The organism is Alteromonas sp. 38, from assembly GCF_902506055.1.
Classification (GTDB): domain Bacteria; phylum Pseudomonadota; class Gammaproteobacteria; order Enterobacterales; family Alteromonadaceae; genus Alteromonas; species Alteromonas lipotrueae.
In genome coordinates this window covers 2,264,063-2,278,561 of the sequence record NZ_LR733300.1, presented here as the reverse complement: position 1 = coordinate 2,278,561, position 14,499 = coordinate 2,264,063, and the positions used below count along the sequence as shown (strand labels likewise).

10 protein-coding genes are annotated in these 14,499 nt (G+C 44.1%); 6 read left to right on the top strand and 4 right to left on the bottom strand.

Annotated features, from left to right (window positions below):
- Positions 1-39: 39 nt before the first annotated feature.
- Both lolD and lolE read left to right on the top strand, forming a co-directional pair.
- The gene (lolD, locus tag FLAVO9R_RS09895) at positions 40-735 is read left to right on the top strand and encodes a lipoprotein-releasing ABC transporter ATP-binding protein LolD (RefSeq protein WP_159530891.1); all 696 of its coding nucleotides are present in this window, start codon (positions 40-42) and stop codon (positions 733-735) included.
- Positions 735-1,961, top strand: coding sequence for a lipoprotein-releasing ABC transporter permease subunit LolE (gene lolE / locus FLAVO9R_RS09890; protein ID WP_159530889.1), 1,227 nt, complete (start codon positions 735-737; stop codon positions 1,959-1,961). The genes lolD and lolE overlap by 1 nt, the downstream gene beginning before the upstream one ends.
- 297 nt (positions 1,962-2,258) lie before the next feature.
- Here lolE and FLAVO9R_RS09885 read toward each other — a convergent pair whose 3' ends face one another.
- Entirely contained in the window at positions 2,259-3,605 is a 1,347-nt protein-coding gene (locus FLAVO9R_RS09885; protein WP_159530887.1) for a dicarboxylate/amino acid:cation symporter, read from the bottom strand.
- A 108-nt stretch (positions 3,606-3,713) separates the two neighbouring features.
- Between FLAVO9R_RS09885 and FLAVO9R_RS09880 the strand changes: the two genes are divergently transcribed.
- Positions 3,714-5,921: an Ig-like domain-containing protein gene (locus FLAVO9R_RS09880; protein ID WP_159530885.1), complete on the top strand. Its 2,208-nt coding sequence runs from the start codon at positions 3,714-3,716 to the stop codon at positions 5,919-5,921.
- Between the two features lie 46 nt (positions 5,922-5,967).
- Here the strand turns inward: FLAVO9R_RS09880 and astB are convergent, their stop codons facing one another.
- Positions 5,968-7,308 (bottom strand): N-succinylarginine dihydrolase, encoded by a 1,341-nt coding sequence (gene astB / locus FLAVO9R_RS09875; RefSeq protein ID WP_159530883.1) that lies wholly within the window; start codon positions 7,306-7,308, stop codon positions 5,968-5,970.
- A 398-nt stretch (positions 7,309-7,706) separates the two neighbouring features.
- Between astB and topA the strand changes: the two genes are divergently transcribed.
- Positions 7,707-10,373: a type I DNA topoisomerase gene (gene topA / locus FLAVO9R_RS09870; RefSeq protein ID WP_159530881.1), complete on the top strand. Its 2,667-nt coding sequence runs from the start codon at positions 7,707-7,709 to the stop codon at positions 10,371-10,373.
- A gap of 12 nt (positions 10,374-10,385) precedes the next feature.
- On the top strand, positions 10,386-10,937 hold the full coding sequence (locus FLAVO9R_RS09865; protein ID WP_159530879.1) for a DUF2058 domain-containing protein: 552 nt from the start codon (positions 10,386-10,388) through the stop codon (positions 10,935-10,937).
- A gap of 121 nt (positions 10,938-11,058) precedes the next feature.
- Here FLAVO9R_RS09865 and FLAVO9R_RS09860 read toward each other — a convergent pair whose 3' ends face one another.
- The gene (locus FLAVO9R_RS09860) at positions 11,059-11,958 is read right to left on the bottom strand and encodes a LysR family transcriptional regulator (RefSeq protein ID WP_159530877.1); all 900 of its coding nucleotides are present in this window, start codon (positions 11,956-11,958) and stop codon (positions 11,059-11,061) included.
- A 118-nt stretch (positions 11,959-12,076) separates the two neighbouring features.
- Here FLAVO9R_RS09860 and FLAVO9R_RS09855 point away from each other — a divergent pair, with 118 nt between their 5' ends.
- Positions 12,077-13,186, top strand: coding sequence for an MFS transporter (locus FLAVO9R_RS09855; protein ID WP_332310446.1), 1,110 nt, complete (start codon positions 12,077-12,079; stop codon positions 13,184-13,186).
- An 87-nt stretch (positions 13,187-13,273) separates the two neighbouring features.
- Here FLAVO9R_RS09855 and add read toward each other — a convergent pair whose 3' ends face one another.
- Entirely contained in the window at positions 13,274-14,281 is a 1,008-nt protein-coding gene (gene add / locus FLAVO9R_RS09850) for an adenosine deaminase (protein WP_159530873.1), read from the bottom strand.
- Positions 14,282-14,499 lie beyond the last annotated feature (218 nt).

Sequence of the window (14,499 nt, the reverse complement as noted above, 5' to 3'; positions counted from 1 at the left end):
ATACCATGCGCTTATTGTTAAAAGACGAAGAACGGCTGCATGCAGGACGTATTACATTGCCGCAAAATTTGTAAAACTTATCAAGAAGGCGAGAATAGTACGCCTGTCCTAAACAACATTTCACTTTCTATCAATGCGGGTGAGCATGTTGCCATTTTAGGTAGCTCTGGTTCAGGAAAAAGCACCTTACTGCATTTGCTTGGTGGGCTCGACACACCCACAAGCGGTGAGGTGTGGTTTAAAGGCGAGTCACTTACACACTTAAATGCTAAACAGCTTGCCGCCTTGCGCAACAAAGAAATGGGTTTTATTTACCAATTCCATCATTTGCTAGGTGAATTCACTGCACTTGAAAACGTTGCCATGCCCCTTCGAATTGGCGGCGAGAGTGCCACATCGGCTAACGAGAAAGCTAATGCATTACTTAACGACGTTGGGTTGTCTCATCGCGCGGATCACTTGCCTAGCGCGTTGTCAGGCGGTGAACGTCAGCGTGTTGCTATTGCGCGTGCATTAGTTACATCCCCTTCCGTTGTGCTTGCCGATGAGCCAACAGGAAACTTAGATGCCACTACAGGTGAGCAGATATATCAGTTGCTGAAGCGTCTAAGTGAACAAAAACAAACAGCATTTGTCGTGGTAACGCACGATATTACGCTTGCCAATCGTATGGACAGAGTACTTCGCATTAAAGATGGTGAACTGCTTAACACAGCAACTGAGGAACAACCCTAGTGGCGTTGGCATGGCAACTTGCTAAACGATTTCGTCGAGCCAAAGTACAAAATCGTTTCATCTCTTTTATCTCTATGTCATCCACGGTAGGCATAGGCCTTGGCTGCTTCGTGTTAATTATCTTACTTAGTGTAATGAATGGTTTTGAACGCGAGCTGACGCAGCGAATTTTAACCGTTATTCCTCACGGCGAGTTATATAGCACCGATAACACCGGTATTGAGAACTTAGATGCGCAGCTATACCGCCTGAAGCAAGACCCCAGAATTGCCACAGTTGAACCTTACACAGCGCTTACCGGCATGTTGCAATTCAAAGGTGAGTTAAAGGCAATTGCATTGACGGGCATTGCGGCAGATACACAAAACACGTTTAGCCGACAAGTATCGGATGAGCATTGGCAAAACTTTGCATTAAATGCCGACAGTGTGCTGATTGGCAAAGGTATAGCTAATAAGCTTAATATTGTTGTAGGCGATACCGTTCAAGCACTTATTCCCGTCACGACGAAAGATTTACGCTTTAGCGCACCGACATCAATAACGTTAACCGTTGCAGGCTTTATGCATGTTGGTGGCGAGCTTGATAACCAGTTGGGGCTGATGCATCTTGCGAAAGCTTCTGCGGCCGCTGGCATAGAGGGCAAAGCATTAGGCATGCGCTTTACATTACACGACCCCTTTTCGGCCTATATAACCATGCGAGATATAGGCTATAGCTACCCTCAAGCGGTCTATATGTCTGACTGGACGCGAACTCAAGGTCATTTGTACAACGACATTCAGCTAGTTCGTACCGTTGTGTATATTGCTTTGGTACTCGTGATTGCCGTGGCCTGTTTTAATATTGTGTCTTCATTAGTGATGGCAGTGCGAGAAAAACAACCTGCCATTGCTATCTTAAAAACCATGGGTGCTACCGATACACTAATTCGGCGCACGTTTATGTTTCAAGGTTTACTGAACGGACTCATTGGCATAGTGGTAGGGGTAACCCTTGCTATGATTATTGCCCCTAATCTTTCTACTATTGTTAAGTTCTTAGAAAGTGTTTTTGGGGTAGAAGTGTTGTCAGGGGATATCTATTTTATCGACTTTTTACCTTCCGCGCTCATGTGGCAAGACGTGGTACTCACCTGTGTGGTCGCCATCATCATGTCCGTATTAGCAACCTGGTACCCAGCCCATAAAGCGACAAAAGTGTCTCCCTCTCAATCCCTTCACTAAAAGTGTTGGAGTTTAGAGATAGGGTGGCTTTATTGTCATCGCTAGTATGACTAGCTAGCAATATTCTTAGCTAGTCATAATCGTAAATGACAACTGTACTAGCCGCATACTAAAGCGTTTGATGGAGCGTATTGCAGCATCAATATGCTTGGCTTATTCACTTACAAATAGGTATTGAGGTAGTCAGTATATTGCAATTCAAAAGTGTATTTGCATTGGGTGATGGCAAGACCAACAAGCAACAAAAAAGGGTTAGCGATGCTAACCCTTTTGTTATGTTCGAAAGCGATGAGGGAGTTAAGCGTTCTTGTCAAATTCGCTAAAATTCACATCTTCTTCTTTTTCACCGGCATGTTCGTCGTAGTACACATCTTCATCCAGTCCTCCTTCGCTTTTCGCAACGACGCATGACACCATACAGTCACCTGTGATGTTGACCGCAGTACGGGTCATATCAAGTAAGCGGTCGACACCAATAATCAGCGCTATACCTTCCACTGGCAGATTAACTTGCTGTAGTACCATGGCAAGCATGATTAAGCCCACGCCTGGCACACCCGCCGTACCGATAGAAGCTAAGGTAGCAGTTAACACCACCATCATGTAGTCGCCCAAACTCAAATCAACGCCATAAACTTGTGCGATAAATACGGTAGCTACACCCTGCATAATGGCTGTGCCATCCATATTGATGGTTGCGCCTAAAGGAAGGGTGAAAGACGCTACTGAATTGTTAATACCCAATTTATTTCGCGCTGTTTCCATAGTGACTGGCAGTGTAGCGCTGCTGCTTGAAGTACTAAATGCAAATAAGGCGGCATCGCGCATTTTTTTCAGTAGGACAACTGGGCTCAAGCCGCTCAGTAATTTAAGCAGTATTGAGTAAGTCACTAAACCATGGATGATAAGCACACCAAATACTAAGAAGAAGTATTTGGCCAAGCTGAAGATAGTGTCGCCACCAATGGTAGAAAACAGTTTAGCCATCAATACGAATACGCCGTATGGCGCTAGGTTCATGATGATGGTTACAAGGCGCATGATAACCGTGTTGATATCTTCAAAAAACGCACTGACGCGTTTGCCCGCTTCGCCAGTCATCGCCATAGAAATACCAAATAACACCGCAAACACGATGATTTGAAGCATATTGCCTTGCGCCATCGAGTTAATAGGGTTACTAGGAAACATATTGACGATAACGTCACCCAAGCTTGGTGCGGTCTTCGCTTCAAATGATGTTTCAGTGGTTAGATTTAACCCTTCTCCTGGTGAAATAAGTAAAGCCATACTCATTGCCAGTGTGATTGCTATTGCAGTCGTGACAACATAAAGACCAACAGACTTTGCGCCTAACCGGCCTAATTTACTCGGGTCGGATAGCGTACTGGTACCGCAAATCAATGAGACAAAGACTAATGGCACCACCAACATCTTTAAACTAGCGATAAAAATCTGCCCAAGGGTAGAAAATATACCATCTACAAAAATGCTATACGCAGAGAACTGGAAACCAAATACCGAAAACGTAAAATCTCCGCTATCATCGAATAATAATTGAAGAAGCACACCTATCACGATACCGGCAATCATGCCGATAAAGATTCTGGTGGTTAAACTAAATTTATGTGCAGATTGAGACATTAAAATTCCCTGTACATTTTTATATTTTTATTTAGTGTGACAGATTCTATTGATTTTAAAACATAAAAAACGACCCAATTGTCATTTATAAAGGTTCAGGAACGAATTATGCGACAAATTACGCGAGTCTTGTCTAAGACGCTCTGGCTATTTAGTGCACTTTTTATACTAACAGCGTGTGGGGGCGGCGACTCAGTCTCTAGAGATGATAGCGATGGCTCCGATGATGGCGGTGGTTCCTCCGCTACTGTTAATGTCGTATTAACCGTTCAAAACGCCAGCGGCGAAACCGACCGCAATCTAACCGCCGACAATTCCCTTACCGTTATTGCCACTGTTACCGACACCGACGGCGTTGCCCAAGCCGACCAACTTGTCACGTTTGCTTTAAGTAATACCGACCTCGCGGTGTTCGGGAACGACACCGGTACAGCGCGAACGGATGACAGCGGGGTTGCAAGAATTACTATTAGTGCCAGTACTGCCTCAGGCGATGGAGAGATTACAGGTAGCTTGAGCAGCGGTGAAAGCGGCTCTACTACTTTTTCGGCAGTGGGTAGTGTTACTGTTAGCGAAGAACCTGCGTCGCTACAATTATATGCCAGTGCGGTTCAACTTGCCTCAAGTGGTTCAGATGACATAGAGCTTATCGCTTTGATTAAGAACGAACAAAGTGTGTTGATGGAAGGAATTGAAGTTAACTTTTCAGCCAGTAATGAAGCGGGCGTTGAATTGCAATTAACCCAATCTACCACCACCGCCGATGGTACAGCCAGAGCGTTAGTGTCTACTCAGAATGATGCGTCGAATCGCACGGTAACGCTAACAGCTCAAACCGGCGCATTAGTTGAAACCGTTGATATTTTGATCACCGGCACCGAAGTTACTATTAATGGTGCAAATTCAGTCATATTGAATGATACTGCCGAATATACGTTACGTGTACAAGATTCTGATGGGGTGGCCATTGTTAATCAAACTATCCTATTAGAAGCAGATAATGGCTCTTTAAGTGAAACCTCGGTTAATACGGGGGCTGATGGGCAAGCGACTATCACTTACACAGCGACTGCTTCGGGCGCAGATACGATCACTGCATCATCGCTTAATGCTTCAGTAGAATTTGATTTAGACGTTCAACAAGATGAATTTAGTTTTGTGGTATTGCCAGATGAAGAAATATCATTAAATGAAGCGGCCACAATCAGCGTTCAATGGCTACAAGAAGGTATTGCGGCTGTTGGCAATAACGTGACATTTAGTACCTCTCGTGGAGAGATTATTGACGCAGCGGTTGTAACAACTGATGCTGAAGGTATTGCCTCTATCTCAATAGAGTCTGACAACGCCGGTTTCGCTTCAATTACTGCCACAGGAAGTGAGTCTGGTAATGAGTCTACGGTTAATGCGGTTGCGCAAGTAGAATTTATCGCGGTTGAGCCTGCTACCTTGATTGCGGATGCTACCCCTGATCTTATTGGCCCCGATGGCCAAACAAGCACCATTACTGCGGTAGTAAGAGATCCGTCAGGTAATTTAGTTAAAAATACCGTGGTTAACTTTAACGTTGATGATGTATCTACAGGCTCTATTTCACCTTCTCAATCAACTACCGACAGCAGCGGTATAGCGTCTACGGTATTTACTTCAGGCGCACCTTCAAGTGAAGATGCTGTGATTATTCGCGCTGAAGTGGCTAGCGATGAATCTATCTCTGATTTGGTTTATATGACAGTGGGTGATAGAGCATTTGATATTTCAATTGGTACGGGTAACTCTCTAGAGGAGCCTGACTCAACCACTTACTTAAAACGCTTTGCAGTATTCGTGTCAGACTCCGCGGGACGGCCAGTTAGCGGCGTTGAACTAACGGCATCGGGTACGCCAGTCAAATTTAGTGAAGGCGGTACGTACGATAAAGGTTATTGGCAGTGGAATGATACGGCTTCTATCTGGGAGTCAATCACCACGATAGTGTGCCCTAATGAAGATATAGACAGTAATGGTATTCTTGATAGCGGCGAAGATACTAACGACGATGGTTTCCTAACGCCGGGTATAGTAGGGACATTATCTTTCGCTGATACAAATGTGACGGATGAGAATGGTCAGGCAGAATTAGAATATCGCTATCCAGCTAATTACGGACATTGGTATAACCTCGTTATCACTATTTTCGGTCAGTCTACGGGCAGTGAAGCTAGCCAAGATCATTATTACAGACTAAGTGTTTCTTCTGATGATATCACTAACGAAGCCGCGTCTTTACCCAGAAACCCATTTGGTTCTGAAGCAAACTGTAGTACTTTCAACTAACACAAAAAAGCCGGCGTAAGCCGGCTTTTCATAAGCAAAACAATAACTAATCTTGTTGGAATGGATACACAGAACCAAGCTTTAATAGCTGAGTAAGTTCATCTAGGGCAGTACGTGATTCAATCAGTAACTGTGGGTCGCGTAAATCGTCTTCAGCGAGTACGTCGCGGTAGTGTTTATCTACCCATTTGTTCAGACGCGCAAATTGCATGTCGTTAATTAACGTTGCTGGGTTTACCGCATCAAGTTCTTGGTCGTTCATGGCTACACGTAAACGCAAGCACGCAGGGCCGCCACCATTGCGCATACTTTGCTTTACATCAAAATAGTTCACCGATTTTATCGGCGTGCCCAAGGTTACTAGCTTGTCTAAATAACGCTTAACCGCATCGTTTTCTTCACAGTCCGTTGGCGCAATAATCGTCATGTCACCGCTTGGCAGCGTGATGATTTGGGTATTGAAAAGATACGTTTTAATTGCATCTTGTACCGATACTTCATCAGTAGGCACTTCAATAAGATGAAGGGGGGAATCACCAAACTTAGTTTGTAGTTCTTTTAGCCCGGCGTCCTTTTTATAAAAGGCTTGGTCGTGGTAAAAAAGTACGTTTTGGTTGCCCACGGCAATCACATCGTTATGGAAAACCCCTTGGTCGATAACATCAGGGTTTTGCTGCATGTACACCACGCCTTCTTCACTTAACCCATGCAAGCGAGCAACGGCTTGGCATGCTTCAAGCGTTTGTCGAGCAGGGAATTTAGTGGGGGCGGGTTTACTTGGGTCGAAAGCGTGACGGCCGTATACAAAGAGCTCTACCCCAGCATGGCTGTAATCTGAACACAAGCGGGTGTGGTTTGCTGCGCCTTCATCACCAAAGTGTTCGTTATCTGGCAAATGTAAGTGGTGGGCAAAGTGTTTTTCATTTGCGAAGGTCGCTTTTAAAATATTGCCTGTCACTTGCGGCTCTAACGAACGATGAAACTTGTTTGTTAAGTTTGCAGGTGTAAAATGCACGCGACCATCGGCCGTATCTGCGCTTGGAGAGACTGTGGCTGCATTTGCCGTCCACATGCTTGATGCAGAACAACATGCTAAGAAAATCTCTCTAGATTGCTTTGCAGCGCTTTCTAGCACTCTGGTATCTGAACCAGAGAAGCCGAGTCGACGTAATGCAGCTATGTCTGGGCGTTCTTGAGGGGCAAGTACACCTTGCATCATGCCCATGTCAGACAAGGCTTTCATTTTCAGTAAACCTTGTTTAGCCGCTTGTTTGGGGCTGCTAGCGGCATTGGCATTGTTCAGAGAAGCAACATTACCAAACGAAAGTCCGGCGTAGTTGTGGGTTGGGCCAACAAGCCCATCAAAGTTAACTTCAAATTGCTTCATACTTTCCCTCTATTTGGTGTTTGAGCGTTTGACCGCTACCCTATAAATGCACAACCCATGACTTAGGTGGTATTTACAGTGAAGCTAACGTCTCATTTTTTGGTGGCCGCGAATTAATAAGCATAATAAATGCCTGTTAATTACTAGGCGCAAAGGCATAATGGCTGGCATTATACGGTTTTTATGCGCCTTGCCAATCAAGGTGGTTGAAAAGTGAACAGGAATTGCACGTGATTGAAGCAATGGGAAGAATAACTATTAAGAAGATCTTGTTTTCCATTCACTTTGTCGATATATGTTAAAAAAGCACGGGCACCGCAATGGCACAGTCTACGGGCCCTTTATCTTTGAGAATGACTAAAATAGTCCTTTAGAATCAATAGGTTTAATTCAATTATATGGCAAAATCTCTAGTCATAGTCGAGTCGCCAGCCAAAGCGAAAACGATAAATAAATATCTTGGTAAAGATTTTATCGTAAAAAGTTCTGTCGGCCATGTTCGCGATCTGCCTACGAAGGCATTGGGCAAAGTTGAGCCCAAAAAGCCAGCGAAAGAACTCAAAACTTATAGCGAAGAAGACAAACAAGAATATCTTCGCAGACACGAATATTTAAAACTTGTTGATCGTATGGGAGTGGATCCAGAACAGAACTGGAAAGCTCACTATCAGGTTTTACAGGGTAAAGAAAAAGTGGTTAACGAGCTTAAACGCTTGGCCAAAGACGCTGACACTATCTATCTCGCAACGGATTTGGATAGAGAAGGGGAAGCTATTGCGTGGCACTTACAAGAGTTGCTGGGCAGTAAAGGCAAAACCTATCAGCGTGTGGTGTTTAACGAGATTACTAAAAACGCCATTCAAGAAGCCTTCTCAGACCCAGGTGAAGTGAACGTTGCTCGTGTAAATGCACAGCAAGCTAGACGTTTCCTCGACCGCGTTGTGGGCTTCATGGTGTCACCGCTACTTTGGAAAAAAATAGCACGTGGTTTATCTGCTGGCCGTGTTCAATCGGTAGCTGTTCGTCTAGTAGTTGACCGTGAACGTGAGATTAAAGCGTTTGTTCCAGAAGAGTTTTGGGATATTCATGCCGACTTAACCAGTGAGCAAAAAGCAGCGCTGCGTATGTTGGTAGCCAAGCACGAAGGTAAAGCGTTCAAACCGGTTAATAAAGCGCAAGCAGACAAAGCATTAGAAGATTTGAACGGTGCTAAGTATTTAGTTGAAAGCCGTGAATCTAAGCCTACGTCTAGCCGACCTTCAGCACCGTTTATTACCTCAACATTACAGCAAGCCGCGAGTACCCGTTTAGGCTTTGGTGTTAAGAAAACCATGATGATGGCGCAGCGCTTGTATGAAGCGGGTTACATCACTTATATGCGTACTGACTCAACAAACTTGAGCCAAGAAGCACTCGATAACTGCCGTGCGTATATCGATGAAAATTTTGGCAGCCAATACCTACCAGAGTCGCCTAATCGTTATGGTAGCAAAGAGGGGGCACAAGAAGCGCACGAAGCGATTCGTCCTTCAAGTGTTAAGGTAAATGCTGCGCATTTAGGTGATATGGAGCGTGACGCTCAGCGTTTATACGAGCTTATTTGGCGCCAGTTTGTTGCGTGTCAAATGACACCGGCTAAATACGATGCTACCACCATTAGAGTGGGGGCTGGTAATTACGAGTTAACGGCGAAAGGTCGTGTGTTGAAGTTTGACGGTTGGACACGCGTTCAACCGCAGCTTCGCAAAAAAGGTGAAGAAGAGTTAATGCTGCCTGATGTTCAAAAAGGTGATGTATTAAACTTAAACGCGCTTGATCCCAAGCAGCACTTCACTAAACCAGTGGCTCGTTTTAACGAAGCGTCTTTGGTAAAAGAGTTAGAAAAGCGCGGCATTGGCCGACCTTCTACATACGCAAGTATCATTTCTACCATTCAAGATCGGGGTTACGTTCGCCTTGAAAATAAGCGTTTTTATGCTGAAAAAATGGGTGAAATCGTTAACGACCGTTTGATGGAAAACTTTGATGACCTAATGAGTTTCGACTTTACCGCCAACATGGAGCAACAGCTTGATGATATAGCGGAAGGTAACAAAGATTGGAAAGACGTACTTAACCTCTTCTACAGCGATTTCTATGGCAAGTTACTCAATGCTGAGAAAGCCCCTGAAGAAGGCGGAATGCGCCTTAATCAAGCTATTCCTGCTGGCATTACGTGTGACAAGTGTGGACGTGAAATGAACGTGCGTACGGCATCTACTGGCGTATTCCTTGGATGTTCTGGTTATAACTTACCGCCAAAAGAACGCTGCACCAACACCATGAACCTGACACCAGGTGATGAAGTGGTGAAGGTAGATGACGAAGAAGAGTTAGAAACCGAAGCGTTACGTGCTAAGAAGCGTTGCCCTATATGCAGTACTGCTATGGACAGCTACTTAGTGGACGAAACCCGTAAGTTGCATGTATGTGGTAATACACCAACCTGCGAAGGTACGTTAGTTGAAACTGGTACGTTCAAAATTAAAGGTTATGACGGTCCCATTATCGAATGTGATAAGTGTGGCAGTGACATGGAACTGAAAAACGGTCGCTTTGGTAAATACTTCGGTTGTACCAATGAAGAATGTAAGAATACGCGTAAGTTGTTACGTAACGGTGAGGCTGCGCCACCTAAAGAAGATCCGGTAGATTTACCAGAACTTCCTTGTGAAAAATCGGATGCGCACTTTGTATTACGTGATGGTGCTTCTGGTATTTTCATGGCGGCGCATAACTTCCCTAAATCTCGGGAAACGCGTGCACCAAAAGTGGAAGAACTGGCGCGCTTTAGAGATAGAATTTCTGAAAAATTCTATTATCTGGCCGATGCACCGCAAAAAGATCCGGAAGGTAACCTTGCTATCGTTCGCTACAGTCGTAAGACCAAGCAGCAATATGTGATGTCGGAAAATGAAGCGGGTAAAGCTACGGGTTGGTCTGCATGGTATAACGACGGTAAGTGGGAAACACAAGCCGCCAGTAAACCTGCGGCTAAAACCAAAGCGAAAGCCAAAAAGAAATAAGAGATTTAGTATATGGCCTCGTTACAGGAACAGTTATTAAAAGCCGGCTTAGCAGATAAAGGTTCTGCTAAGCAGGCGCGTGCTGAAAAGCGCAAAAAGAATAAGCAAAAAACAAAGAACAACCAGGGGGGGGTGGACGAAGCAACTATTGCTGCTCAGAAAGCCGCTGAAGAAAAGAAAGCCCGTTCACGTGAGTTGAATCAGTTGCAACAGCAAGAGCGTGAAAAGCGCTCTGTCATTGCACAGGTGAAGCAACTCATTGATGTGAATAAACAGCCGCGAAAAGGCGATACCGTACTGAATTTCACGCATGACAATGTAGTGAAGCGTATGTACGTGAGCGCTGAAATGCACAAGCAAGTCACCAAAGGCCGCTTAACCGTGGTTATCTTAGGTGACGCCTACGAGCTAGTGCCTACACCTGTAGCCGATAAAATTGCGCAGCGTGACGATAGCTTCATTATTTACCGTGCCGATTTAGACACCAGCGATAGTGATGGTAAAGAAGAAGCACAAGACGATTGGTATGCCGACTACGACATTCCAGACGATCTTACGTGGTAACGAACTACTGTGGCGTGAAAAGTCTTTTTCACGCCATTTTTCTTCCTCTCTACTTTCCCGTTCTCTTTTGAATTTCATTCCATTGTTTTCGCTATTCATCTTTCATCGCTTCTAGTCATTTCTAAAATGCTAGCGCTTGATTAGCACACCACCTTAACCAGGTTTCAGTAACGGTAACGCCGTTAGTTTGCCAATGCATTTCTAGCGGCACGGACAAAGGCATTGTAGGTGACATCGTAAGGGGAATAAACACACAACCCTCTGTCTGTAAATTTTTAATACAGCTGGGTACTAAAGCCACATTTCGCGTACTGGCGATGTGGGTCAGTAGGGCTTGCATACTACTAGGCTCGTTAGTTACTTGCGGTTGTACTTTCACGCGGTGAAATGCACTAATAATGGTGTCAAATAAGCTAGATGCTTGTTCTCTGGCAAATAACGTGAGCGGATAAGGCGCTAAATCAGCCAAATTCACACTGCTATTTTTCGATAATGGATGCGCTTCAGAGACTACAAGAACAATAGGATCATCAGTTAAATGCTGTTGATTTATGAGGCCACTGTAGCCGCCATCTATAGGCCTTGAAAAGCCAATTTCTATTCTTCCTTCGCTAAAGGCTTCTAACTGCTGAGCGGCAGTCATTTCAAATATTTGTACATCAATGAGAGGCTCGCTTAGCGAGAAGCGGCTTAGTAATTTGGGCATAACATGCGCACATGCTGAGCTTAAGTAACCAATACGCAATAACCCTTGTTTACCTTTAGCAACGCTTTGGGTTTCATATTGTGCTTGTTGGAAATGGGTTAAAATATCTTCAGCATGGCGAAGAAATACTTTTCCAGGTGCGGTTAGCTCCACATAACGAGTGGTGCGCTCAAAAAGCTTAACGTTAAGGGAGGTTTCAAGTGCATTAATATGACGACTAACCGCACTTTGAACAGTATGTAAGCGCGTAGCAGCTAACGAGAAGCTTTTGCATTGAGCCACTTCGACAAAAGTATGCATGTGTTTAAGGTTCATAATAGCTCGGTGAGTAAAATAAGATTCATGCAAAATATGCATTAATTGTGAATAAAATTATCATTTAACGGATAGCAGTGCCAGTGCGTAAAATACAAGCCGCGTTAATTTAGTTTCAATGGGGTTTTATGAAGTTATCACGTTATTGGTGATTTCAATGTTAACCATTATGGTAGGGGCGGTATTAGCGCCCGGACTGAACTCAATTGCGCCTGCCCTAGGGGTTAGTAAATTTGCGCCTTTGTTAATCACCTTGCCTGCATTGGGCGCCATTTTGTTTGCGTCCTTTTTCGGAAAGCTCATTGATAGCATTGGGGCTCGCAAAACCTTAGTCATAGCCTTGTGGGGATACTTATTATTAGGTATTGGTGGCATTTGGGTTTACGGGCCTTTATGGGTAAGTATCGACCGAATTTTACTCGGTGGCTTTGCAGCGGGAGTAATGGCGTCAGGCACAGCGATTATTTCACAGTGGTATAATGGCAAGGCCAGACTATCTGTTATTGCTAAACAAGGCATGGCCATTGAGCTGGGCGGCGTAATAATACTATTTTTAGGTGGTCTGCTAAGTGAAATTGATTGGAGAGCGCCATTCTTGCTCTACGGGTTGGCATTGATTTGTTTGGTGCTGACCGCAATGAGCATTCCGCATAATGAGCCAGAAACTCAACCGGTTACCATTGGTGAAGGTGGTCAAATTAATGAAAACTTACGGTCTGTCTTAATCAATACCGTATTAGCCATGTCGCTGTTCTTTAGTATGTTTATAACACTGCCAGTTCTCCTTGGCGATTTAGGTTACCGCGAAGCCGAAACGGGTTATTTGCTGTCTTTTATCTCATTAATGGCTGTTTTATCTGCGCTGGTTATGCCACAGATAGTCAATCTGAAGTCTGAGAAAGTCACCTTATTTCTAGCTTTTATAAGCTTTGCGGCAGCACACGCAATCTTCGCGATTGCTGAGACTACAAGTTTACTCGTTGTTGCATCTATATTTGCAGGTACAGGCTTTGGGTTTTCTATACCCTTACTCAACCATGCCACCGTTGAGCGCAGCAGTGAGGCGAATATGGGGCGGAATTTAGCGTGGTTTGCCATGGCGGTATTCTCAGGGCAGTTTTTAACGTCGGCGCTTGAGTTTTTACCTGTAGCAGATCGTGGCGTATTCACCGTGTGTGGGGCAATTGCAATTCTATGCTCGATTTACGTGGTGAAAACAAAAGCGTAGCTAAGTGGTTTAAAGGTAAGTAAACAGTGTTAGCCCTGTTTACTTACGCAAAAAGCGAATTACCTACGCGACGCCTAACCTTACGCGTTACGCACATTTATCTATATAATCATCAAGCCCAGCTAAAAATTGGGCTTTCTCAGTAGTACTCAGCCAGCTTGCTTTAAAGCTGTTTGCCACTAGCGTACTTAGCTCATCTTCGCTGAATCCCCCTTCTTGCTGAAGTGCAATAAGGTTGTCATTTAAATACGCTCTGAAATAAGAAGGATCGTCTGAGTTAATCGTTGGCATTAACCCACGTTCAAGCATGGCTTTTATTTCAGTTGAGGTTAGTGATTGCACCACGAATTGGTTAGACACAGGGCAAACCGTTAACCCAATATTTTTTTGCTTCACTAATTCGCATAACGCGTCTGATGCTAAAATATTTACGCCGTGATCTATTCTGTCTACATCTATATCTTCTAGTACTTGGCGAATATGTTCTAGGGTATTTTGCTGATTCACATCGCAATGCATAGTGAGTTTTAGTCCCCACTCACGGGCTTTGGCAAACACCTCGGCAAACTTAGAGGGTGGGTTATTGTGTTCATCTGAATCTAATCCTACGCCAATGAGTTTACTGAGATGCGGTTCAGCCATAGTTAAATGTTTCATGGCGGACTCGGCCGACATATCGCGAAGAAAACACAGTATAAGGTTACTTTGCACACCAAATTTAGTGCTTGCGTCTTGTTGTGCGCAATAGATACCATTAATCACAGTATCAAAATCTACACCTCTGGAAGTATGCGCTTGTGGGTCGAAAAAGAGTTCCACATATACAATGTGCTGCGCCGCTGCTTTTTCAAAGTAAGCCATGGTAAGTGCGTAAAAGTCTTCTTCTTCAACCAATACACTCATGCCTGCGTAATAAATATCTAAAAAAGAGGGAAGGTCGTGAAAATTATAAGCAGCAATCATTTGCTCTGGGGTTTCAGCACTCAGTTTTATGCCATTTTTCTGCGCTAATGCAAAGCTTAGCTCGGGCTCTAATGTGCCTTCAATATGAACATGTAGTTCGGCTTTTGGCATCTTTTTTATAAATTCTTGCATATGGCCTCGGTGTTATTTTTTTGGAATAAGCGCGGAAAACGCATTCAGTCTGAAATACAGCTAATTAATGACGCTGCCTAGAGTGGGCTTATGTGCAAAGCTACATAAGTCAAAACTACATTAAGTCAAAGCAATGCAAAAAACACGCCTTAGTTTAAAGTTATGGTATTCAACTAAATAGCTTAAGTTATTAATAGTAGAGGGTAATTTACGTTTTT

Bases quoted from the DNA above. Each gene is read 5' to 3' on its own strand.
- FLAVO9R_RS09885 (WP_159530887.1), bottom strand. From the start codon at position 3,605: ATGTCTCAATCTGCACATAAATTTAGTTTAACCACCAGAATCTTTATC.
- astB (WP_159530883.1), bottom strand. From the start codon at position 7,308: ATGAAGCAATTTGAAGTTAACTTTGATGGGCTTGTTGGCCCAACCCAC.
- lolD (WP_159530891.1), top strand. From the start codon at position 40: ATGCAGGACGTATTACATTGCCGCAAAATTTGTAAAACTTATCAAGAA.
- FLAVO9R_RS09880 (WP_159530885.1), top strand. From the start codon at position 3,714: ATGCGACAAATTACGCGAGTCTTGTCTAAGACGCTCTGGCTATTTAGT.
- FLAVO9R_RS09855 (WP_332310446.1), top strand. From the start codon at position 12,077: ATGGGGTTTTATGAAGTTATCACGTTATTGGTGATTTCAATGTTAACC.
- topA (WP_159530881.1), top strand. From the start codon at position 7,707: ATGGCAAAATCTCTAGTCATAGTCGAGTCGCCAGCCAAAGCGAAAACG.
- FLAVO9R_RS09865 (WP_159530879.1), top strand. From the start codon at position 10,386: ATGGCCTCGTTACAGGAACAGTTATTAAAAGCCGGCTTAGCAGATAAA.
- FLAVO9R_RS09860 (WP_159530877.1), bottom strand. From the start codon at position 11,958: ATGAACCTTAAACACATGCATACTTTTGTCGAAGTGGCTCAATGCAAA.
- add (WP_159530873.1), bottom strand. From the start codon at position 14,281: ATGCAAGAATTTATAAAAAAGATGCCAAAAGCCGAACTACATGTTCAT.